Below are 21,768 nucleotides of genomic sequence, written 5' to 3'. Positions count from 1 at the left end.
CCAGCAGCCGACCGCCGCTAAGCGCTCTCCACACCACCCGGCGTGATCGACTGCTGCAGAACGTGTTTGCGCACTTTACCGGACGCGGTGCGCGGGAACTCATCGAGGATGAGCCAGGCGGTCGGACGCTTGCTGGGACCGAGGACTTCCTCAGCGAAGGTATCCAGACCAGCCGGGTCGACCGTCATCCCGGAGACGGGAATGACCGCAGCAGCCACCTTCTGGCCGAGGCGGCGATCGGGCACACCAAAAACCGCGACCTCGCGCACCGCGGGGTGGGCGGACAGTTGTTGCTCCACTTCGGCCGGATAGATGTTCGTTCCACCCCGGATGATCAGATCGCGGGACCGTCCACGCATGTGCAGGATTCCCGCATCGTCCAAGACGCAGATATCACCGGTTCGCCGCCATCCTGCGCCACTGGTGTCAGGGTCCACCTGACCGCCGGCCCGAACATAGCCCGACATGTTCAACGGTCCTCGGACACACAGCTCCCCTGGCTGACCGACCGCCAGCACCACCCCGTCGGGATCGACCAGGCAGTAGTCGCGGCCCGGCAGTGGATGCCCCAGCGAGCGAGTGCGCACGTCCGCCGAGTCCGAGGACCATGTCATCGTCATGCAGGGCGCTTCGCTCTGCCCGTAGGCGATGTTGAACCGGATACCAAGTCGCTGTTCGACATCGGAAACCAGCGCGGGGTCGACGTCCGTGGCGCCGCCGAGCACCGTGCGCACCGATGCGAAGTCATTGGGCGCCACATCGGGCTGATCGAGTAAGTCGATCAGCATTGTCGGAACCATTCCGATGAAGGTCGGCCGCGTCTCACGGACAGCGCGCAGTGCAACCTCGGCCGAGAACCGCTCGACGACAACGTAAGTCGCCGAGATCGACAGACACGACAGCAGGCCGGAGACTAGTCCGCCCACATGGTAGAGGGGTAGCGGATTGAGCCACACCTCGCCGGCGCGGGTACCGGTCCCTTCGGCGAAGAATCGTCCCGCGTTCAGTGCCGCCAGGTGCGACAGACTCGCCGGCTTGGGACGACCAGTGGTTCCAGAGGTGTACTGCACCAGGAATTCGTCGTCAGCGCGCGCTGACTCACAGATGGCGAATCGTGGCCCCGGTGGCCAATCACCCATGACGCGCACCTGAGCTTCGGATCCTGCTGCCGAGCACGCCCGAATGGCACGATCACGCAGCACACCGTCGCCCGACCTGTCGCCGACCAGGATGCCTGCGACTGCGAAATCTCCTAAGACAGCAGTGATCTCGTCGACGGTCGTCGCGGGACTCAGCGGCACCACCGGCATACCGGCAAGACTGGCTCCGTACACAGCGACGATCCAGTCCACGGAGTTGCCCCCGAGCACCACCACTCGCTCGCGGGCGGGGCTGAGCCGGCTGAGTTCGTGGGCGGCGGCCGACGCCTTGGTTGTCAATTCCGCCCAGGTCATCTCCTCGACGCCGGTCTCGGTCAGCCACATCAGTGCAGGCTGATCAGGGCGCTCCGAGGCCACCCGTAGCAATGTTTGACCGACGGTCGCTCGGGTCAATTCGGCGGCGTCGGTCAGCCTGAGATAGGACAAGCCGGCCTGTTCTTCGGTGTCCGGCCCCAGCTCCGCGAGCGTCAAGGAGGGCGAACCGCCATGACTCTTGGTCATCGAGTCACTGTATCCGGGTAGATCGGTTCATCGACGCGTCCGCCCGGATGATGCACCGCAACTGCGGATGCAGTCACCTTGCCGCCGCTGCGGATCTCCGCCGACGTCAGGTATCCGGAGCCGAGGTGGCCGGCGGACTGGGCCCATAACGATAGGTCCCCATCCAGCGGCGTCGGCCGCAGGTAGGTGACCGTCAGGGTCCGGGTGTAGCCGAAACGTCCGTGTGTCATCACCGCGATGCTGGTCAGTTCGTCAAGCAGCGCCGCTACCACGCCGCCGTGTGCCATCCCGATGGGTCCGGCGTGGATCGGCGACAATCTGATTGTTCCAGAGAGGGTCGCCCCCTCGGCCCGCAGCGTTGCGTCTCCCGAGATCGGGTTCAGGCGTCCGAGGAACGGGCTGTAGGGAACTGTGCTACACAGGTCGTCTGGATCCCATTGCAACACAGCCACGTTCGGCGGGGCCAGCTGCTCGACGGCATACGGCGGAGGCACGATATGCTCGTCGATCATCGCGCGCGCCTGCTCTAGAGCGCTACTGATTCGCGACACGTGCTGAGCCGGGATCTCGGCGGTGCGGATCGCGTTGGCCAGTCCGTTGACTACACCAACCAGGTGTTCCTGGTCAGCGCTCATCCGAGGGTGTCTTCGGTGATGCCGTATCGCGGCAGCGAACCGATCGCCCACGGCTCCATCACCCCATGACCGGTCTCCTCCCCGCACACGCAGTCGACGGCGATCTCCTCGCAGCCGTACAGCTCGTCAAGGTTTGCCTTGTTCCGCAGGTCCATGACCTCACCTCCGACGTCGAGCGCTCCGCGGTAGCCACCCTGCCACCAACCGCGGAAACCGAAATAGCCGCCGCCACGGAAGTAGTACACGAGGTCCTTCCACGTGCACGTGATGTCGCGAGTGCTTCCGTCCTCGAGCTCGGCATGCGCGTGGAGCGACTTGGCCCGACGGGTTCCTGGCCAGAACTCGAAGTCCAGCTCAAGGTTCGCGATCCGAAGGCGCGGCCGGTTGGTGCCGGCAAAGGCGATGAAACCCTCCGTGCTACCGGTACTCGACTTCATGGGCCGGCCATCGGGGCCTTGAGTGAACGTCGATGACAGGCACCAGCTGCCGAAGCTGAAGTTCAGGTACCCGTGCAGCACGCCCTCGCCGTGCCCCGGAGCGGGACGAAGCCCGGTCTCGGGCGCCGCCGACGGGTCGTTGAACCAGAACGAGTTGGGGTTGGGGATTCCCGACATTGTCCGGATTCCCCACGATCGGTCTTTATAGGCATAGCTGCGGTCGGGATCCAACCGGTAAGTGCGACCCTCGACAGTGACGGTGCCGCTGGCGCGGCCCGGCTGGAAGTAGCGGATCGTGTGGTTCCCGGTGATCCCCCGGTCTCGGCGTTCCCCTGGCGCCCCGACGATCGGCGCGAAGTCGCTTTCGTAGGTGACGTCATAGCTGACGCCGAGTTCGTTCTCCGCCAACATGATTCGGTTGTGACTTGGTGCATGCACCACCTCCCACGAGATGGGACCGACGACGGTGCGGTCCAGTTCGGGGCGTAGCTCGCGAGTTGCACGCACGTTGTACTGCTTGCCGGGGACCGCGACCCCGGCAAAGCCGTCCATGACGTCGCGGTTGCTGTACTTGCCGATCCCGGCGGTGACCATGATCTCGCCGGAGACGTCGTAGGCGACGATGTAGCCCTTCTCCGTCCAGTTGCGGTCAGTTGTGCCGACCTGTTCAAAACTGGCCACCATCTGGTGGTTCAGGTATTCGTCTGCGGCGGTGAGGATGACGTCGGTCATGAGTTTCCGATCATGATTCAGTGGACGCGCATGAGGTGCGCGAGCCTGCGGGTGGGGACATTCTCGGTCAGATAGTTGGGTGGAAATTCGAGCTCGGGCGGGCTCAGTTGCACGGTCATGACCAACATGGTCGCCATTCTCAAGGCCTGCAGAATCCGGTGATACTCGAGGTTCTGGATCGGCCTGCCGAGTGCCCGCTGGTAGTAGTCGATGGTCTCGTCGGTGTCCGGGAGTCCGGAAAGCCTTGGGACGTCGTTGAGTTCGGCGACAACCTTATCGACCAGCAAGAAGTACGCCAGATCACCCTCCGGCGCACCGTAATGCGCCAGCTCCCAATCAAGTGCGGCGGCCACCTGGCCGTCGCGGTAGATGATGTTCCCGGGCCGGGCGTCACCCCAGCACAGCACCACGTCGATGTCCTCAGGCATCGTGGTGCGCACCCGATCGAGGGCTTGCCACAGCACCGGGACGTCAGCGTCGGTCGAATCGAGCTGGGTCTCGATCCGGGCCAGGATGGCACCGATCGCCTCGCGCCCATTCGCGGGCGACCCCATCGATGCCGGCAGCGCCAGAGACGCAGCGTCCAGCCGGTGCAGGTCGGCCATCACATCGACTGCCGCAAACCACATCTGCCGGCGCCGCTCGACAGTGGCCTCGAAGAACAGGCCGTGACCGTGGAAGCCGGGCCGGTAGCCGGAGGCCACCTCGCCGCGCACCCGGTCCATCAGGAACGCCGGCACACCCAGGACGTCGGTGCGGTCGAGATACCAGGCCAACTGGGGTACCGGGATGGGCGTATCGCGCAGCGCTGCCATCACGTCGTACTGCAGATGGAGGTCGTCATCCGGGAACAGGGTTTGGGACGGGGGAACGGCCCGCAAGACCAGCTCCCGACGCTGCTGTCCGCCGGCGTCACTCCAGGTCAGATCAGTGAACAGGGTGACATTGGAGAAGCCCGAGCTCGCCGGGGTAAAGGAGCTCAAGCCGACGTTGTCAGCGTGCGGATTCTTGGATGCAATCCAGTCAGCAAGAGCCTGGCGCCGATCTTCGAAGTACTCGAGGGTGGACACATCACGCGCCGAGAGCGCCGCTGCGGGGCACTAATCCGTGCGACGGCGCAATCTCGCCGTAGGCGAACCAATGTACCGGCTGTCGGGTGTCGGCGATTCGTCGCCAGCGGCCCTCGATCTGGGGGTTCGGCATCGGCATGAAGTCGACCATTCGTCCCCGCGGGTCCGGGAGGAACTCCCAGTCCTCCCCCGGTGCGTGAACCTCGATACGGGTTGGCCACGTTCCCGTTTCGTCGAGTTCGACAAAGCCGTCCACATGGGTGGTACGACGCACCCGGCCGTCCTGATCACACAGGAGGAGCATGCCGAGGCCGTCATGGCCGAGCATGAAATGCCCGGCATCCAAGGAGCCATCGGCGTAGCGCGTCGCCCAGGTGTACCAGGTGACGTGCAACTTCTTGCCGACCAAGAGGTCGTCCTGGTAGATCAGGCCGTTGGCGTACAGGTCGTCGGCGCCGTAGAAGCCGTGAACGTCGCGCCCGAGGATCTGACCGCGAACCTCGTAGAGCTGGGACACGTAGTAGTAGCCCTCGTCGACACCGCCCGAAGCCGACGGCAAGTGCCAGTGCAGGCCTGGTTCCACCAAGGTGCCGTGCAGCTCCATCGTGCCGGCCTCGGACCATGACGATGTGGTGGCATCGACTTCGAACCTGAATGGTTGACCATCGGAGTCCGACGGACTGTAGATCGTGGTGACGCCGTCGCGGTGTTGACGGACGAAACCCTCGTTGCGGGCCGATCCCCTGCTGGCGTCGTGGACGTGCAGATCGTCGGCGCCGAGTGTTGTTTGCAGATAGAAGCGCTTACGTCCGCCGCCGTTACGTTCCGGTACTCGAAGGACCGTATAGAGCTGGCCCTCGTCATCGCGCAGACTGCCATAAAGGAACAGGGCCGACCAGGGCAGCCCGAACCAGTCGCGTTGTGCTGCAACCTCTGCCGGGTCACTGTTGTGTTCACCGAGCACCAGTTGGTAGTGGAACTGTCCGCGCCCGGACAACGTGTCGAATGTCGTAGTCATGGTGAAGCGAGTGTGCGGGCCCAGCGCATCGCGCAACAAGACCGGACTGGTGCTACCACTGTGAGTGATAGCCCAGACCGGCGCGATGGGGTTTGGCAGGATGGGCGGCATGGCGTCAGACTCCGAGCAACGGCGCCGCGAACTTGCGGCGTTCCTGAGTGCGCGGCGGGCAGCGTTGGCGCCAGAGCAGGCAGGTCTGCGCGCTGGCCTGCGCCCCCGTCGGGTTCGTGGTCTCCGGCGTGAAGAAGTTGCCAACCTGGCTGGGGTGAGCTACAGCTGGTACACCCGACTTGAGCAGGGACAAGACATCCATGCCACCGTCGAGGTGATCGACAGCATCGCCGATGCGCTGCAACTTACCGATGACGAACACCGCCACCTTCGCCGACTCGCTGCGCTTCCGCTGGGCGCTTCGGACAACCATGACGAATCGGTCGACGAGCCCACCCGTCGGCTGCTGGCCCGCCAGTTGCCGGCGCCCGCTTACATCCTGGGGCCTCGGTCGGACTATCTGGGCTGGAACGACGCGCTGTCGGCAGTGTTCTGCGACGTCTCAGCCTTACCCGCAGACCGCCGCAATGTGTTGTGGGCGACGTTCACCGTTGCGGGCGTGCGTGACTCCCTAGTGGATTGGGAGGGACACGCCCGCCGTGTTGTCGGCCAGTTCCGCGCAGAAGCCGCCGCGCACCCTACCGACCCCCAGTTCGGGTCGATAGCCAATGAATTAGCCGCTCTCAGTGCCGAATTCCGGCAGTGGTGGTCCAGCCACGAGGTGGTGCGTGCCGCGGGCGGAGCGCAATCATTCCGCCATCCGGCCGTCGGGGTGCTCACCACCCACCTGATGCAGCTGCGACTGCTGGACCGACCTTCATTGAAACTGATCATCCACCAGCCGGCGACCGATGCAGATCTCCGCAAGCTCGAGCAGATTCGCGGATCTGCCACGTGGGACGCGCGCGTGACGTCAGATCGATAGGTCGGGAACGTGCGACAGCGCCAGCTGTCCGCCATGCAGCACGGTGCTGGCGCCGTTGGACCCCTTCGCCTGGGCCAGCGAATAACTCCATGACGACAGCGGGGGTCACAGTGAGATGTCGTGCAGTGTGCCCGTGAGGAAGTCGGGCCTACCCATGAGCCGAGGAAGGAGCCTGCGGCGGGCGAATCTCCAACCCTCGGGTGTGCGCACTACGTCATCGCGATACACCCCCAGGAACAGGATGCCTCTCTGATCCTTGGATGTCCGCGCCCATTCGGTAATGGGAAAGTTGGTGGTCGCTCGGTCCCCATCGACCTCGACCAACCCCTGGTGCAGGGTCTGGAAGACGAAGTCCAGCGTGGATACCGTCTTCGATATCGTTTCGAATATGGCAGCCCGGCCGATGGCGTCCGCCGTGGTGGGCGTCGAGAGTACGCCGTCCTGAGCGTAGGTCTGGACCGCTTCTTCCACTTCAAAGCGGCACATCGCCTCCGAATAGGAAGCTGCCAGGTGGTTGATCGCGATGATGTCGGCGACGGCCTCAAGTGACGGTTGGATGTTGATCATCGTGCTCCTTCTCATATGCCAGCTACGCCGCGCCCGTGCCGGCCCAATTGGCAACTATGAGTCCACGTCAATGACGCCGGTACGGATCGGTCTGCGCGCCCCGTATCGGGCTGTCAAACAGAGCATCGTCCGCATGCTGCGAGCATAGATTAATAATTAATCTTAATGAGCAGATTGGTCAGATGACATCACTCCAGTACTGCTGCTACCGAGACGATGACCAATCGCCTGAATGATGTGACCATCACCGATGGGGTAACACAACAACCGTGGCCGGAAACGCCTGACCGCGGCCTTCAGTGAACAATCCACTGAAGACCGCGGTCAGGATGCGAGGCTGAAGCCCGGACCTCTGGCCCGAGGCAGCCGTGCGTGGCGACGGGCCTAAAGTCGTGCTGACCGTGCGGTGGTGAAGCGGCGCCGGCGCGGCGGCTGGTAGGCAATGTTCGCCTCGCCCCAGGACGACCAGTGCACCGGCTTCCTCGTGTCGCCCACCCTCCGCATCAGCCCCTCTTGTTGAGGATTGGGAATCCGCCCCATATCGGGCTGAACTCCCCGGGGATCGGCGACGAATTCCCAGGGCTCGCCGTCTACGTCGAAAGCGACCCGCTCCACGTTGTATTCATTTGGCGCCCATTCATACTCAGCTTCGACGTTGCTGGTCTGAACGGTCAGCCCGTCAGCATCGGTGGCGACGCACAAGCCGAATTGGTCGTGTCCGGACAGCGTATGGCCAACCTCGACGGTGCCATCGTCCCAGCGGGTGCCCCACGTGTACCACGTCAAGCAGAGTTGCTCGCCTTCCAGGATGTCTTTCTCCGCATAGAGCGCAGCACCGTCGGCCATGTAGACCGGATCGAAGGGGACGAAGCCGGTGACTTTCTCGCCGTAGATCGTTCCCGCCACCTCGTAGATCTGCGACGTGTAGTACATGCCGAGGTCGCGTCCCGGCAGGTACCAGTGCAGCCCCGAGCCCACCAGTTCGCCCTGCAGATCCAGCACATCTTCTTCGCGCCAGTGCAGCGCGGACGGCGAGACTTCGACAAGCATGTCGCGGTCACCGGACGCCCGGTACACGACGGCGTCGGATGTCCGGTCGACAAGAAGGCCGGCGCCACTGGCCGACGCGCGCATCGCGGCGACGTCGAAGTGCTGCTGACCGTCCGGGCTGTCCTTGGTGGTTTGAACGGCCAACCGCCGCCCCATCGACAATCGCATGTCCCCGCTGACACCGGCGTCGCCCTTATCGGATCCAAACGGCAGCCGGCGCGCAGGGGTGTGGATATCGCCGTCGGCGGTACGGAATGTTCCGTACACATAGATGCCTTCAGGCTTGAGACCAAAAAATCCACGTTCGGCGGCGATATCGCCGAGTTCGGGAGTGAACCCGCCGCAGAGGGCTTGCCACTCGAAACTTCCCAGCGTCGAAGTAAACATCGTTGTCATGCGGGCGACGATGACAACACCTTGCTGGCCGGCGCAATAGGTGTTGCGCCAAGTGCAACACTTGACTCGTGGACTTGGGCGATTTGCACATCTTCAGTTCGGTCGTTGATGCCGGTGGGATACGCGCGGCGGCACGACATCTGGAGATGACACCGGCGACCGTATCCAGAGCCCTGCGCAGGCTGGAACGTTCGGTCGGAGTGCCACTACTGACCACCGAAGCCGGCCACACCTCCCAACCCACCGATGCGGGCCTGGCCCTGCTCACCGAGGCCAAGATCGCCTTCGCTCATCTCGGACGCGGTGTTCTGATGGCCCGGCACACCGGACGAACAGGGGCGGTAGCTATCGGAATACCGCCGCTGCCACCGGTCATCGAGCTGCATCGCCTGCTCGCGCGAGCCGATCACGCCTTCACACAGACCGGAATCGTGCTGCGGCGCGTCAGTTGGCGCGACTCCTTCACCGGCAATTCCTTGGGCTCGGCGAACCTCGACGCGGTGGTGGCACTGATCCCGGGGCCGACCGCCGACCTTCAGGAAATTCCTGTTGTGCCCCTACCTCGGGTTGCGGTGCTCCCGAACGAACACCGGCTATCCGCACTGCACGGCGTCACCGCCGCAGACCTCGATGGGGAGCGAGCGGTCGTTGGCTCCACACTTTCGACGTCCGCAGCACGGTTTTGGGGGCTGGATCCCCAAAGCAATGGGCGACGCCGTCGTTACTCGCGACAGACCAACTCGGTGTCGGGAATGCTGACCGCTATCGCCGAGGGGCGCGGATTCGCGACAATGCCCGCGCTCACGCCGCTGATGTGGACACGCAGTGATTTGTCCTGGCCGGCGCTGGACGCTGCACCGGCCTGGCTGGGTTTTACCTGCGGACTGCGGACTCCCCCATCCGTAGTGGAGCGACTACTCGAACTGAAAGCCGATTCGAGCTAGCCGCAGTGCCGCCGCGTGCACGCCATCAGGGTGCGATGCAGGACGCGTTGGTAATCAGCGTTACTCGGCGGGGCTGTGCCCGGCCAACTGCATCTTTTGCAGTCGCTGATGGGTACGGTCCAGCCACGCGTCGTAGTCAGTGGCTTTACGCAGAAAGGAGTCGCCCACTCGGGGGTGAGGGAGGGCGAGGAATTTTCCGGCAGCAGCGGCGTCGAGTGCCTGCCGGGCACAGTCCTCGGGCTCCACGACGTCGCCCAGGGCGGCGAGATCGATCATGGGCGTGCGGCTCTCGTCGTCCTCGTTACGACCGAGCATTCCGGTGTTCACCGCGTTCGGGCACAGGCAGGTGACCTGGATGCCGCGGTGCCGGTAGTTCAGCGCAACCCATTCGGCAAACCCGAGCGCACCATGCTTACTCAGCGTGTAGCCCATGAAGGACGGCCCGGTGATCAGGGCCGCCGATGAGATGGTCTGGATCAGCCAACCCTCGCCGCGGTCGAGCATGCCAGGCAACACCGCCTGGGCAGCCCACACATGACTGAGGAGGTTGACCTCCACGATCCGGCGCAGGTCCTCAGGCGGCAAAGTCAGGCCGTCACCGTTGTCGGAATAGCCAGCGTTGGAGCACAACACCGACACCGGCCCGAAAGCGTCCTGCGCCGCTTCCACCAGGTCGGCAATGCCCTCAGGTGAACCCACATTGCACTCGACGGCCACACCGCCGATTCGATCGGCCACTCGCTGCGCCCGCTCCACATTGAGATCGGCTACCACAACGCGGGCACCACGCCGGGCCAATTCCTCTGCCAGTGCGCGACCGATACCGTGCGCCCCACCCGTCACGACCGCGCAGCGTTCGTTCAAATCCACGTCGATTCCTTTCTCACAGGTGTCCGCCGTCGACGGCCAGCACTTGACCGGTCGTGAAACTCGCGGCGTCGGACACCAGGTAGAGGACTGCGCCCGACACCTCATCGGGCGTGCCGATTCGTCCGAGAGCTGCTGTGGCACTGGCCATGTCACGCTCCGCTTGCGGCCAGGCTTTCATCACGTCAGTCTCGATCGCGCCAGGCATGATGGCATTTACACGGACTGTTGGGGCGAAGGTGTGCGCAAAGGACTTAGTCAGGTTGTTCAAGCCCGCCTTGGCCGCCGCATAGACGATCGCATGACCGGCTCCGACTTGTGCCGAGATCGTCGAGATGTTGACGATACAGCCGCCACCGTCGGCAACCATGCGACTTCCGATCAACGCACTGAGCCTGAATGGGCCCTTGAGATTGAGGGCGATCGTCTTGTCGAAGAGTTCTTCGCTGATGGTATCGACAGTGTCGTAGCGCAAGGACGACCCGGCATTGTTCACCAAGATGTCGATCCGGCCGACGGTTTCGTATGCCCTGGAAACGAGGTCATCGCACTCCGACCACCGGTTGACGTTGGCCGGCAACGGATATGCAGTTCGGCCGGCGGCCGTGATCTCGGCAGCAGTCTTCTCGCAGGCGTCGGGTTTTCTGCTCGTCACGATGATGTCGGCTCCCGCGGCTGCCAACCGATCAGCGATCGAGCGACCGATACCGCGGGTTGCGCCGGTGATCAGCGCGGTCCGACCGGTCAGGTCGAAAGGACTGTTCACGACGTGCTCTCCTCACGTGGATCGAACTGGGCCAGTCCGTCTTCCAATAGGGTCAATGCGGCGGCGATTCGGGCGGATGGGTCACCGCGACCACCCGATTCGGCCCAGGCACCGAACTCCGCAGCCGCCACAGCGTTCATTGCCGTGACGATCACTCTGGCGTGGCTGCGCGCCGCCGCTGTGTCGGCCGGGAACCGCGCGACGATCAACTCGATCAACTCTGCATCGTTGATGAGGCGATATCCACGGCTTCGGGCATTGAGCTCGGGCGCCTTGGCAAGGATGCCACCAAGTTGAGCCACTCTGCCCCGATCGGCGGGCTCGACGTGTGAGGTCACCAGGAACGCCGCCCGCAGAGCGGTGACCGGCCCCTCGCCCGCGGGCCGGGCGGCGACTGCCGCGACGAGGCGCTCCCAGACATGTCGTTCGTAGGCGAGTAGTACCTCATCCTTGGTCGCGAAGTACCGGAAGAACGTTCGCTCGGAGATACCCGCCGCGTCCGCGATGTCAGCCACCGTGACACCGTCGAAGCCCCGTTCGGCGAACAGACGCACGGCTGCTCTGCCGATGTCCTCTCGAACGAGTCTGCGTCGGCGGTCGGTGAGTGGTTCCGTCATGCTCGCAGTCTCACACGCGCTGGCCGCGAGCGAACTCCGCCGCCCCGGCCAGGAGACGGATCACCCGCGGTCCCATGTCGGTGCGATCGGGATCGATACCCGACTTGACCTGACGTGAATGGGACCCTTCCAGGATCACCGCCAGCTTGAACAATGCCAGTGCCTGGTAGTACGGGAGCGAAGTGAGATCTCGCCCGCTGAGTTCGGCGTAGCGCGCAGCCATCTGCCGTCGGCTGGGGTACCCGGTCGCACCACCTGCCTGCGTGATGATGACGGGATCTTCGCCAGGTTCGGTCCACCGCGCGAGCAGGTGTCCGATGTCCAGGAGTGGATCGCCGATGGTTCCGGTGTCCCAGTCGACGATCGCGGCCAGCCGAGCCGGCGGCTCCGGGGCAACCATGACGTTGAATGGGCTGTAGTCACCGTGCATGATGGCCGCCGGACTCATGGCGGGCCTGTTCGCCGTCAGCCAGGATGAGAGGAAGTCCAGCTCCGGCAGCTCGCGGGTCCGGTACCGATCCAGCTGGCCGAGCCATCGCGGCACCTGCCGCTCCAAGAACCCGTCCGGCTTGCCGAGATCATCGAGGCCGGCTCCCCGCCAGTCCACTGCGGCCAGGTGCACCAAGCCGTCCACGTAGGCCATGCCGAGGTCGAATCGCAATGCGGGGTCGCTCGAGAACGGCTCCGGCAGTTCGAAGCCCGGTGTGAAACCGTCGACCACGCCCATCAGCATGAACTCGGTACCGAGTACCTCGATATCGTCGCAGTAGAGCACTGGCTCCGGATGCGGCACCGCAGTGCCCTCGAGCGCTTGGAGGATGCGCCACTCCCGCAATGTGTTCGAGGCGCTGGGATCATTCTTGACCGCCGGTGGCCGGCGCAAGATCCATGCGTGCTCGCCGCGCGACACCCGGAACAACGCGTTGGCGATGCCGGTGGCGGCACCGATTCGCTGACTGGTCATCGGGATGCCCTGTCCGGGAAGCCGATCACCGATCCAGGAGTCGAGTTTGTCGACTTCGAGTGCCACTGCGGCGGAGGCCATTTCCCGAAGCTAACCGATGTTGACACTGACTGTCAATCCTGTCAGTCTATGCCACATGATCGACTTCGACATGCCCGACGAGATCCAGCAGCTGCGCGCTCGGGTCGCCTCGTTCATCGACGATGTGGTGTTGCCGGCAGAGCCGCAGATTGGCACCCGCCCCTTCTTCGACATCGTGGCCGAGGTTCAGGACAAGGCGCGCGCCGAGGGTCTATGGTGCCCATTTGTCCCCGTCGCGTACGGCGGAATGGGACTGGGCCACTTGGCCAATGCCGTGGTCCAGGTCGAGGTGGGTCGATCGTTCAGTCACCTTGGCGCCTGGGCGATGAACTGCATGGGGCCGCAGGACGCCACCATGCTCACCCTCATCGAACACGGCTCCGAGGAGCAGAAGCAGCGCTACCTGGTACCGCTTGTCAACGGTGACATCCGAGTGTGCTTCGCCATGACCGAAAAGGCGGCGGGCGCCGACGCGACGGGTATGCAGACCACCGCCGTCCGCGAGGGAGACAACTGGGTTCTCAACGGTGAAAAGTGGTACACCTCAGGCGCTTCCATCTCACAACTGGCACTGGTGATGGCCAAGACCGATCCCGACGCTCCGCGCCATCAGCAGTACACCACCTTCCTGGTCGAGCTGCCCAGTGACGGCTTCGAGATCGTCCGCAATATCCCGATCATGGGTGAGAGCGACATTCCGCACTATCGGGACGAGGTCCAGATGGGTCACGCCGAGGTGCGAATCAACGACCTGGTAGTACCCCACGAGAACATCCTCGGTGGACTCGGGCAGGGTTTCGCCATGGGTCAGCACCGCCTTGGATACGGTCGGTTGCGGCACGGCATGTGGAGTGTCGCCAAAGCCCAAGCGGCTCTCGATATGGCGGCGGCGCGAGCCTGTGAGCGAGTCACATTCGGCAAGCGGGTGGCCGACCGTCAGGGAATCCAGTGGATGCTCTCCGACTGCGCCGAGAAGCTCTACATCACCCGCCTGATGATCCTGCACCTGGCCTACAAGATGGAGCGCCGGCTTGATCTGCGGATCGAGAACTCCATTGCCAAGACCTATATCGCCAACATGCTCATCGAGATCATCGACACCGCTCTGCAGATTCACGGATCACTCGGATACTCCCACGATCTCCCCCTGGCTGCCTGGCTCGCGGAAGCACGGATGAACCGGATCGTCGACGGACCCGACGAAGTACACCGCTGGACGGTGGGGCGCAGCGTGATCAAGGCGTTCGAGGCCACCGGAACCACGGCCAGGGCAGCCGGCGGCGACCTGTTCTGATCCAGCAGACACAAGCAGACTCAGGGCGTCGCGACAACGAACGTTCGGGTCACCACAGTTGGGAAGTGAGACGAGATGCGTGCAGCAGTTCTGCGCAACGGCGCAATGGCAGTGATCGATGACGTTGCGGAACCGGTCCCGGGCCCCGGCCAAGCCCTCGTCGAAGTCAAGGCGTGTGGTATCTGCGGCTCGGATCTTCAGTTCTCCGCGCACGCAGAGGAAATGGTCGCCGTCGCCAAGACCATCGGCGGTGATGCCCCGTTTGCCAAGCTCGCCGTCGACCTCGACCGTGACGTCTACATGGGCCACGAGTTCTGCGCAGAAGTACTCGATTACGGGCCCGGGACCACGGGGCCCGCACCCGGTACCTATGTCACCTCGATGCCCGCGTTGTTGACCAATTCTGGAATCGAACCGCTGGTATACAGCAACTCTGCGGCATGTGGCTTCGGTGAGCGCATGCTACTCACCGCTGATCTGATGATTCCGGTGCCCTCCGGCGTGAAGGCCACGACTGCCGCTGTTACGGAACCTATTGCGGTAGGAATTCATTCGGTGAACAGGGCCGCGCCCCGCCCCGGTGAGGCGGTCGTCGTCCTGGGATGCGGCGGAGTGGGACTGGCGATCATCGCCGTATTGCGGGCGCGCGGGTTCGAATCGATCATCGCGGCGGATCCATCGCCACTGCGGCGAGCCGTAGCCATATCGATGGGCGCCCACCACGCCGTCGATCCGGCGGTGGCCTCACCGTTCGACATCGTGGTTCCCGGCGTCACCATCGAGGCAGCCGGAGCGCCCGGAGTGCTCGACGAGGCAATGCGCCTCGCACCCCGGGGTAGCAAAATCGTCGTTGCGGGCGTGTGCATGCAGGCTGACACCCTGCACATGATCTATGCAGCCTCGAAAGAACTGGTATTGACGTTCGCCAACGGATACGCACCCCAGGAATTCGCCGAAGCGCTGCGGCTGATTTCGGACGGCACGGTCGATGTGGCACCGATGATCACCGATGTCGTCGATCTCAGCAAGATCAACCGGTCTTTCACCGAGCTGACCGATCCCACACGGCAGTGCAAAGTCCTTGTGACGCCCTGACACCTTGACTGACCGCAGAGTCGCTGCGTTGCGCCCGCACCGTCCGGCCAGGTAATCAGTCGCCTTCTTCGCTAGCGAAGAGGAAGGACCGGAGAAACCGTGCAAGCGCGACCGGTTGATCGCTTTGCACCGAGTGACCCGCGCCGTCGATCGTCACGATCAGAGCATCGGGGCGCCGGCGCGCGAACTCCTTGCAGTCCTCCTCGGCGACGAATGCCGAATTCCCGCCCACCACAAGTGCAATCGGCGTGGTGGCCGCGTCCAGATCCAGCCAGAGTCCGGAGAAATCTGGTGGGCCCTCCCCCGCCGGATCAAGGTCGTCGTAACGCCAGGTCCACTTACCGTCGCTCGACATCTTGGCGTTGTGCCGCACCCCGCGACGGATGCTCACCTCGCTGCGGTGCGGCGCCCTCGCTGTGGCAGCGGCGACCATATTCGCCAGGCTCTCAAAGACTCTTGGCCCAGAAACCAGCGCCGTCGTACCGCGCTGCGCGGTCGTCATCTCGGCCTGCCGAGCGAACACCGATGGGGTGACATCGATGATGACCGAGCGCCGAACCAGCTCCGGGTTCGTCGCGGCCAGCCTGATCGTTGTCAGCCCACCTAGCGACATCCCGACCACTCCAGCGGCATTGGGCGCGTATTCAGCGATGATTCGGGAGACGGCGTCTGCGCTGCGAACAGGCCAGTAGTCGCGGTCCGGGCGCCAATCCGAATGTCCATGTCCCGGAAGGTCGACGGCGAGCGCGGAGACACCCAATGCCATGATGACGGAGTCCCACGTGTGAGCGTTCTGGCCACCGCCATGGAGAAAGGCCAGCTGCGGGTCCTCACCCCACTGGATGCCGCTCACGGACGTGCCGTCCGGCATCGTGCACCTCACCCGAGTTACACGGGGCAGCGGTCCGGCAAACCCAACTTCGGAGGAGATTTCAGTCAAGAAGCCGAATTCGTCGTAGCTGTCCTGCATCAGGTCACCTCGCTGCTCAGTGTCATCCGTCCGGCCACGCAGATCTCCAAGAGCTCGCGCAACAACGTGCCGGTGGTCCCCCAGGCCGATGTGCCATCGATATCGAAGTAGTCCAAGACGACTGATGGATTGCCGGCCCAGGGCCTTCGGGACCATGCCCCGTCGGCAACGAGCTCCGACAGTGGCTTCACGATCACATATTGAACCTCGATGCAGCGGTGGGTCGCGCTAGGCAGGCTACTCACCGTCGCAACATAGGGCCAGATGTTCATCCCGTCGATCGTCGGATGGTTGCTCAGCTCTGCAACGATGGTCACCGTATCGGGCGAGATACCGCATTCTTCCTCAGCCTCTCGAAGCGCTGCCGCTCTGCGGCCCTCCCCCTGATCCACGCTGCCGCCCGGAAAGGCGATATCGCCACGGTGCGTGCCGATGTCAGCCGCACGCTTGATCAGAACCACTTCGAGACCGGTGCTTTGAGCTTCGTGGACGGCGATGAGAACTGATGCATCGCGCGACGATGCTGTCAACGGTGGGTAGATGAAGCGGCCTGAGTGAGTCTTTAGACCTGCCAACAGGTCTGAACGCCATAACCGCCGATCCGCCGGCCGGCTGGACAACCAATCCGGCAATGCAGTCGATCTCGGGCCCGGATTGCCTAGAGTCGTCGTCACATCCATTCCATTGCAACGTTGGTGCCGTCGGTCAGGACGGTGGGCCAACTGCTCGCGCGTGCGTTGTCACAAGCAACAGCGGACATCGCTCTGATGAGCACTCAGGCTGACGGGGTGAACTTCACCGGCAGCTTGAGGGCGGCCCGCACTGCCGAGTTGTTGTATTCCAGCGGCTCAGCGGAATCGACCTCGAGATCGGGTATGGCCGCGAGCAGTTCTTCGGTAGCGAGGCGAAGTTCCAGTCGAGCCAGATGGGAGCCCAGGCACCGATGGGTGCCGCTGGCGAACACGATGTGGTTGGTGCGGCCGCGATCGAGCTTCACCGTCAAGGGATCCTCGAATGCGGTCGGATCGACATTGGCCGCCGCCCAGACCGCGTGAATAGCTTCGCCTGAACGAATCACCAAGCCATCACCGAGATCGATATCTTCTTCTGCATAGCGCATTCCGGCCGGGACCGGCGATTCGTACCGCATCAGTTCTTCGATGGCCGCGGGGATCAGCGAATGATCGGCAGCGAGCCGGTCACGCTCCTGGGGGTGTTGGGCAAGCCAGGCATAGATGCAGGACATGGACGACGTCACCGTATCCAGCCCGGCGAACATGAAGAGGAACATGATGTTGACCAATTCCTCGTCGGTCAACGGCTTGCCGTCCACCTCGGAGTGCAGCAACGTCGAGATGATGTCCGGCTTCTGCTCCGTCTCTGCCCTTCGCTGCGCCAGGAATGTCGCGAAGTATTCGTAGATCTTCGCCGCCGAGACCATCATGTTGGCCTCGGCCTCTTCCATGGTCTCGCCCTGCGGGTGAATCACGCCGTCCTTGAACTCCACGAAGAAGTCCAGATCCTCCACCGGTGCACCGAACAGCCGCAGAAACGTCAAGCACGGCAACGGCACACAGTACGAATCGTGCAACTCGGTATGGCCGGATTCTTTGAACTGTGAGATCAGTTCCCGGGCCAGGGTGCGAATCTGATCTTCGAGGAAGGCGATCTTCTTCGGCGCGAAGATCGGATCGAGCAGACGCCGCCACTTGCGGTGACCCTCACCATCGATCTCCAACGGGATCAACTTGCCCTCGTGGCCGAACGACCCGCCCCGTCCACCGGCACCCAGGATCGCGGGGTGACGGTTGACCGCCACGATGTCCTCGAGTCGGTAGAGCGTCACCACGCCCTCGACCCGCTCGGCGCGGACTTCGGCAGCCTTCTGATAGTAGATCGGCTGCGGTTCGGCCATGTCCTTGACCTGCAGGGTCAAGGGGGCGAACCGGGGATCGAATCGGGTGGCTTGAGTCATCACTACCTCACTGTCGGGTCGCTGGTGTGGCCACACTTTTACGTAGTAACGTGACTTATCGCACAGTAGCAGCCGGGTCGTCTGGTATTCAATACAGGAAGATGATTTACCCATAATTCCGGCGGAGTGAATCATCGTGACACCAGAGAAGGAGGTCGCACATGCGACTGAAGGACAAGGTCATCGCTATCACCGGCTCGGGTTCGGGACTGGGCCGAGAATCGGCCCTGCTGTTCGCCTCCGAAGGAGCGACGGTCGTCACCAGCGATATCGTCCCCGGGCGAGCCAAGGCGGTCGCAGACGAGGTCGTCGCGGCCGGCGGCACGGCGATCGCCGTCGATGCCGATGTGCGCAATGACGCCGACATGCAGCGACTCGTCACCGAGACGGTCGCCGCCTACGGCCGAATCGACGTGATGTGGGCGAATGCCGGCATCCCCGAACCCGGTTTCGGCATGCAGGGCTTCGTGGACTCGAGCCTTGAGGACTGGGACAACATTTTTGCGGTCAACGTCACCGGTATCTACCTGGCCTGGAAGCATGCCGCCAAGTGGATGGTCACCAACAACGCCCGCGGCGCGCTGCTGGCGACCACCTCCGCCGCATCACTGAACGCCTATCCCGGCTTCCCGATGTATGCCGCGTCCAAGGCCGCCGGCAATGGCTTGACCAGAGCCGTCGCATTGGACCTCGGCAAGTACGGCATCCGGGCCAATGCGATCTGCCCGACCCATGGCATGTCAGTGAACTTCGCCATGACACCGGACAGCGAGGTCCTGGGCAAGTCCTACGAAGAGATGACGCCCTGGAATCCCGACAACCGCGCGATGCCACTACGGCTCGACCGCCCGCCGGTGCTGCGCGACAACGCCTACCTTGCACTCTTCCTGGTTTCCGACGAGTCGGCGTACATGTCCGGACAGACCATCGCTTCGGCCGACGGCGGGCAGTTCTCCCGCACCTCGATCATCTTCCCCACCGATCTAGGACAGTCCGACGACATGACCACCGGGGTCCTACCCGACGACATCCGCGAGCAGATCAACCGCTGAGCCAAAACAGCAAGGGGGACGACCCATTCGGGTTGTCCCCCTTGCTGTTTGGTCGCGTGTCAGCAGGCGACGGTCAGATCTTCGGTGGCAGGCACCGTGAACAGCTCCTCGAACGTGCCGCGCAACACCCGGTCCTTGATGCGCGCGTCGACACCGTCGAAGACCTGATGCAGGGTGTCCTGCGTGTGACCGTAGGTGCCCTCCAGGTGCGGGTAGTCATCACCCCACATCACGTTGTAGTAGTTGGTGTCCTCGATGACCTGCACCGCGCTGATGTCGTGCTGGAACGAGGTGTAGACCTGGCTGCGGACGATCTCGCTCGGGAGCCGATCCAACCGCGGACGCACGAACATCCCATGCTGGCGATACGCCTCGTCCATGCGATCTCCAATGGCCGGCACCCAACCGGCACCACCCTCTGCGACAAGCATTTTCAAGTCGGGATGGCGATCAAGAGCACCGCTGGCAACCAGTTGCGACACCACCCGCATCCCCGGATAGGTGGTCTCCATGTAGTTCACCACGGCACCGCCGGGGCCGCGGTACACCACCGTCGCCGTTCCCGTCCCGATGTGGAACGCGAGCACCATGTCGTGGGCAGCCGCTGCGTCCCACAACGGATTCCACATCTCCAGGCCCCAATCGCGCCCTTCTGGGGTTCCAGTAGGCAGGAAGACGGCCTGGAAGCCACGCTCGGCCGCCCATTCCAGTTCCTTCACCGCATCGGCAGGCTCGGGAAGCGGCAGGACGGCAGGGGCCAGGATGCGGTTCTGCTGGCCCATGAAATCTTCGATGGCCCATTCGTTCCACGCCCGCGCGACGGGCCGGGCCAGCTCGGGGTCCTCGATCTCGACGGTCCAGAAGCCGGATGACGGGAAAGCGAGCTGGCAGCGAACGCCCTCTTGATCCATGTCGCGCAGCCGGATCTTCAGGTCCTTGAATCCCGGCGGCCGCATGGCATCCATGAAGTCGTTGAGCTGGCGGGTGACCTGCTTACCGTCGACGTAGGCGATCTCGTACTTTTCGCCGCGCTCGGTTCGGGGCGCCCGGTCGGCCAGATCCTTGGGCAGTCTTGACGTCCAGATATCCTCCGGCTCCATCAAGTGCGAATCGCCGGAGTGCGCCCAGATCTTCGGGCGGTCCTGTGTCGCGGTGTCCGATTGCAGTTCAACCTGTGTCATTGCGCTGACCTTCCTATGACTCCTTTCGTCGACCCTCACCGGCCGACGCCATCGACACTCACTATACGGTGTAATGTTTGTGGAGGCGCGCACAACTTCGTCACATTTCCCACCCCTGAGCCAGGAGGCCGACTCGTGACTTCCATCCAGACCACCGCTGTCACCGACGCTGCGCTGGAATCGGCACTCAATGCCGAGGACTTGTTCGCACTGATGCGATCGACGTGGACGTGGGACGACCGCGCTTTGCGCCGTGACCTGGCGGCCCTCCTCGTCGACCTGGAAAGTGCACGAACGTGTCGTGACCCCGCAATCGGCGCAGCCCTGTATGCCGAGGCGCTGCACACCGGTGCCCACTTCGCCGCTACGGTCCTGGGCCCCAAGCTGATCGCCGACACCGGAAATCCCCTGCGGGAGAGGTACCTTCACGCCGCCGCCGATCCGGCAGCATTGAGTCGGGCGTCCGCGAACGCCCGCGCGGCGACCGCCGATGCCGCGGTCGATTACGTCGCGACGCAGGCATCGGCCATTGAGTACCCACTGGAAACCCAGTGGCGCCAGCTGGTCGCCGACAGCGGCGCCACCGGCCTGGCCGTCGCCATGCGGGCCTACGGCAACACCCTGAGCGACTCGAACTTCTTCGCCTCGTTCGGATTGGCCTGGCAGATGCTCGACACCATCACCAAGTCCGAACATGGCGCAGCACTGGCACAACGCCTACTCGACGGTGGAATTGACGCCACCCTGGCAGCCGCCGAACATACCGGTTCCTGGGACCCCGTGCTGGTCAGAACGAAGGCGACATCGACCGACGGCGGCTGGCGACTGGACGGCTTGAAGCACTTCGTACCGGGCGCCGACACCGCTGACGTGATCCTGGTCGTCGGCCGCTCAATTGCCGGGCCATCGGTGTTCGCGGTGGAACGCACCGCCCCCGGAGTTGCGGTGACCCCGCATCCCGTACTGGACACGAGCAGGCCACTCTTCGAAGTCAGCTTGTCCAACACACCCGCTGTCATCCTCGGTCGCGAGGGCGCCGGCGGCCGGTTCATGTTCGACGCCTTGGGGCGGGCGACCACCGCGCTTGCCGGCGAGCAGGTGGGGGTCATCGAGCGGGCTATCCGGCATCTGGTCAGTCACAGCGACGCCGATCTGACCGAGCTGGCAATTGCTCACGCGAAGGCCTTCGGACTGTGGCAAGCAGCGATCGACAAGCCGACGCCCGAGAGGGCCGCGATGGCCCATATCGGCGCGTCCGCGGCGGCGCTCGCGGTGTGCGAGGAGGTGGCCGAAAAACTCGGCCCCTCCCCCGAAGCCACTGCCTTGCAACACCGGGCGATCTCCGGCAATCTGCTGTTCGGCGGCCCGGCGATGTCGCACGAGCGCCTGTTGGAGCGCCTCGGTCTGTAATGATGTAATG

21 protein-coding genes are annotated in these 21,768 nt (G+C 63.8%); 6 read left to right on the top strand and 15 right to left on the bottom strand.

The window, feature by feature from the left end; translation table 11 throughout:
* Window positions 1–17: 17 nt before the first annotated feature.
* Genes G6N35_RS04075 through G6N35_RS04055 form a run of 5 tightly spaced genes read right to left on the bottom strand, consistent with a single transcriptional unit; the run spans window position 18 to window position 5,553 of the window.
* Window positions 18–1,661 carry a class I adenylate-forming enzyme family protein gene (locus G6N35_RS04075; protein ID WP_163803088.1) on the bottom strand — a complete coding sequence of 548 codons (1,644 nt, stop codon included), beginning with the start codon at window positions 1,659–1,661 and terminating at the stop codon, window positions 18–20.
* Window positions 1,658–2,296, bottom strand: coding sequence for a PaaI family thioesterase (locus tag G6N35_RS04070; protein WP_163803087.1), 639 nt, complete (start codon window positions 2,294–2,296; stop codon window positions 1,658–1,660). The genes G6N35_RS04075 and G6N35_RS04070 overlap by 4 nt, the downstream gene beginning before the upstream one ends.
* A complete protein-coding gene (locus G6N35_RS04065; protein WP_163803086.1) occupies window positions 2,293–3,465 on the bottom strand; it encodes an Rv3169 family protein in 1,173 nt (390 codons plus the stop codon). The genes G6N35_RS04070 and G6N35_RS04065 overlap by 4 nt, the downstream gene beginning before the upstream one ends.
* A 17-nt stretch (window positions 3,466–3,482) precedes the next feature.
* Window positions 3,483–4,535, bottom strand: a complete 1,053-nt coding sequence (locus G6N35_RS04060; protein WP_163803085.1) for a phosphotransferase family protein — start codon at window positions 4,533–4,535, stop codon at window positions 3,483–3,485.
* 1 nt (window position 4,536) lies between these two features.
* Window positions 4,537–5,553 (bottom strand): hypothetical protein, encoded by a 1,017-nt coding sequence (locus tag G6N35_RS04055; RefSeq protein WP_163803084.1) that lies wholly within the window; start codon window positions 5,551–5,553, stop codon window positions 4,537–4,539.
* A gap of 109 nt (window positions 5,554–5,662) precedes the next feature.
* Between G6N35_RS04055 and G6N35_RS04050 the strand changes: the two genes are divergently transcribed.
* The gene (locus G6N35_RS04050; RefSeq protein ID WP_163803083.1) at window positions 5,663–6,529 is read left to right on the top strand and encodes a helix-turn-helix transcriptional regulator; all 867 of its coding nucleotides are present in this window, start codon (window positions 5,663–5,665) and stop codon (window positions 6,527–6,529) included.
* Between the two features lie 105 nt (window positions 6,530–6,634).
* Here the strand turns inward: G6N35_RS04050 and G6N35_RS04045 are convergent, their stop codons facing one another.
* Window positions 6,635–7,096, bottom strand: coding sequence for a nuclear transport factor 2 family protein (locus G6N35_RS04045; protein WP_163803082.1), 462 nt, complete (start codon window positions 7,094–7,096; stop codon window positions 6,635–6,637).
* Window positions 7,097–7,480: 384 nt separating this feature from the next.
* Window positions 7,481–8,542 (bottom strand): hypothetical protein, encoded by a 1,062-nt coding sequence (locus tag G6N35_RS04040; protein WP_163803081.1) that lies wholly within the window; start codon window positions 8,540–8,542, stop codon window positions 7,481–7,483.
* 68 nt (window positions 8,543–8,610) lie between these two features.
* Here G6N35_RS04040 and G6N35_RS04035 point away from each other — a divergent pair, with 68 nt between their 5' ends.
* Complete coding sequence (locus G6N35_RS04035; RefSeq protein WP_163803080.1) at window positions 8,611–9,486, top strand: LysR family transcriptional regulator; 876 nt, start codon at window positions 8,611–8,613, stop codon at window positions 9,484–9,486.
* A 60-nt stretch (window positions 9,487–9,546) separates the two neighbouring features.
* On the opposite strand, the gene G6N35_RS04030 is transcribed toward G6N35_RS04035, so the two are convergent.
* Genes G6N35_RS04030 through G6N35_RS04015 form a run of 4 tightly spaced genes read right to left on the bottom strand, consistent with a single transcriptional unit; the run spans window position 9,547 to window position 12,781 of the window.
* Entirely contained in the window at window positions 9,547–10,356 is an 810-nt protein-coding gene (locus tag G6N35_RS04030) for an SDR family oxidoreductase (RefSeq protein WP_246224200.1), read from the bottom strand.
* Window positions 10,357–10,369: 13 nt separating this feature from the next.
* Entirely contained in the window at window positions 10,370–11,119 is a 750-nt protein-coding gene (locus G6N35_RS04025) for an SDR family NAD(P)-dependent oxidoreductase (protein WP_163803078.1), read from the bottom strand.
* Window positions 11,116–11,736, bottom strand: coding sequence for a TetR family transcriptional regulator (locus G6N35_RS04020; RefSeq protein WP_163803077.1), 621 nt, complete (start codon window positions 11,734–11,736; stop codon window positions 11,116–11,118). The genes G6N35_RS04025 and G6N35_RS04020 overlap by 4 nt, the downstream gene beginning before the upstream one ends.
* A gap of 10 nt (window positions 11,737–11,746) precedes the next feature.
* Window positions 11,747–12,781 carry a phosphotransferase family protein gene (locus G6N35_RS04015; protein WP_246224199.1) on the bottom strand — a complete coding sequence of 345 codons (1,035 nt, stop codon included), beginning with the start codon at window positions 12,779–12,781 and terminating at the stop codon, window positions 11,747–11,749.
* Window positions 12,782–12,836: 55 nt separating this feature from the next.
* On the opposite strand from G6N35_RS04015, the gene G6N35_RS04010 reads away from it, so the two are divergent.
* Together G6N35_RS04010 and G6N35_RS04005 are read left to right on the top strand one after the other, a co-directional pair.
* Window positions 12,837–14,075 (top strand): acyl-CoA dehydrogenase family protein, encoded by a 1,239-nt coding sequence (locus G6N35_RS04010; RefSeq protein WP_163803076.1) that lies wholly within the window; start codon window positions 12,837–12,839, stop codon window positions 14,073–14,075.
* 75 nt (window positions 14,076–14,150) lie between these two features.
* Window positions 14,151–15,170, top strand: coding sequence for a zinc-binding dehydrogenase (locus G6N35_RS04005; RefSeq protein ID WP_163803075.1), 1,020 nt, complete (start codon window positions 14,151–14,153; stop codon window positions 15,168–15,170).
* Window positions 15,171–15,225: 55 nt separating this feature from the next.
* Here G6N35_RS04005 and G6N35_RS04000 read toward each other — a convergent pair whose 3' ends face one another.
* The 3 genes from G6N35_RS04000 to G6N35_RS03990 form a co-directional block, all read right to left on the bottom strand.
* Window positions 15,226–16,140 (bottom strand): alpha/beta fold hydrolase, encoded by a 915-nt coding sequence (locus G6N35_RS04000; RefSeq protein ID WP_163803074.1) that lies wholly within the window; start codon window positions 16,138–16,140, stop codon window positions 15,226–15,228.
* On the bottom strand, window positions 16,140–16,670 hold the full coding sequence (locus tag G6N35_RS03995; RefSeq protein ID WP_163803073.1) for an NUDIX domain-containing protein: 531 nt from the start codon (window positions 16,668–16,670) through the stop codon (window positions 16,140–16,142). Before G6N35_RS03995 ends, G6N35_RS04000 begins: the two co-directional genes overlap by 1 nt.
* A 245-nt stretch (window positions 16,671–16,915) precedes the next feature.
* Window positions 16,916–18,115, bottom strand: a complete 1,200-nt coding sequence (locus G6N35_RS03990; RefSeq protein ID WP_163803072.1) for a cytochrome P450 — start codon at window positions 18,113–18,115, stop codon at window positions 16,916–16,918.
* Between the two features lie 161 nt (window positions 18,116–18,276).
* Between G6N35_RS03990 and G6N35_RS03985 the strand changes: the two genes are divergently transcribed.
* Entirely contained in the window at window positions 18,277–19,167 is an 891-nt protein-coding gene (locus G6N35_RS03985; protein WP_163803071.1) for an SDR family NAD(P)-dependent oxidoreductase, read from the top strand.
* 59 nt (window positions 19,168–19,226) lie between these two features.
* Here the strand turns inward: G6N35_RS03985 and G6N35_RS03980 are convergent, their stop codons facing one another.
* A complete protein-coding gene (locus tag G6N35_RS03980) occupies window positions 19,227–20,348 on the bottom strand; it encodes an amidohydrolase family protein (RefSeq protein ID WP_163803070.1) in 1,122 nt (373 codons plus the stop codon).
* 135 nt (window positions 20,349–20,483) lie between these two features.
* Here G6N35_RS03980 and G6N35_RS03975 point away from each other — a divergent pair, with 135 nt between their 5' ends.
* Window positions 20,484–21,758, top strand: a complete 1,275-nt coding sequence (locus tag G6N35_RS03975; RefSeq protein WP_163803069.1) for an acyl-CoA dehydrogenase family protein — start codon at window positions 20,484–20,486, stop codon at window positions 21,756–21,758.
* The last annotated feature ends 10 nt before the right edge of the window (window positions 21,759–21,768 follow it).

Source organism: Mycolicibacterium anyangense (assembly GCF_010731855.1).
Taxonomy (GTDB): Bacteria; Actinomycetota; Actinomycetes; order Mycobacteriales; family Mycobacteriaceae; genus Mycobacterium; species Mycobacterium anyangense.
This window is presented reverse-complemented; position numbering and strand designations above follow the sequence as displayed.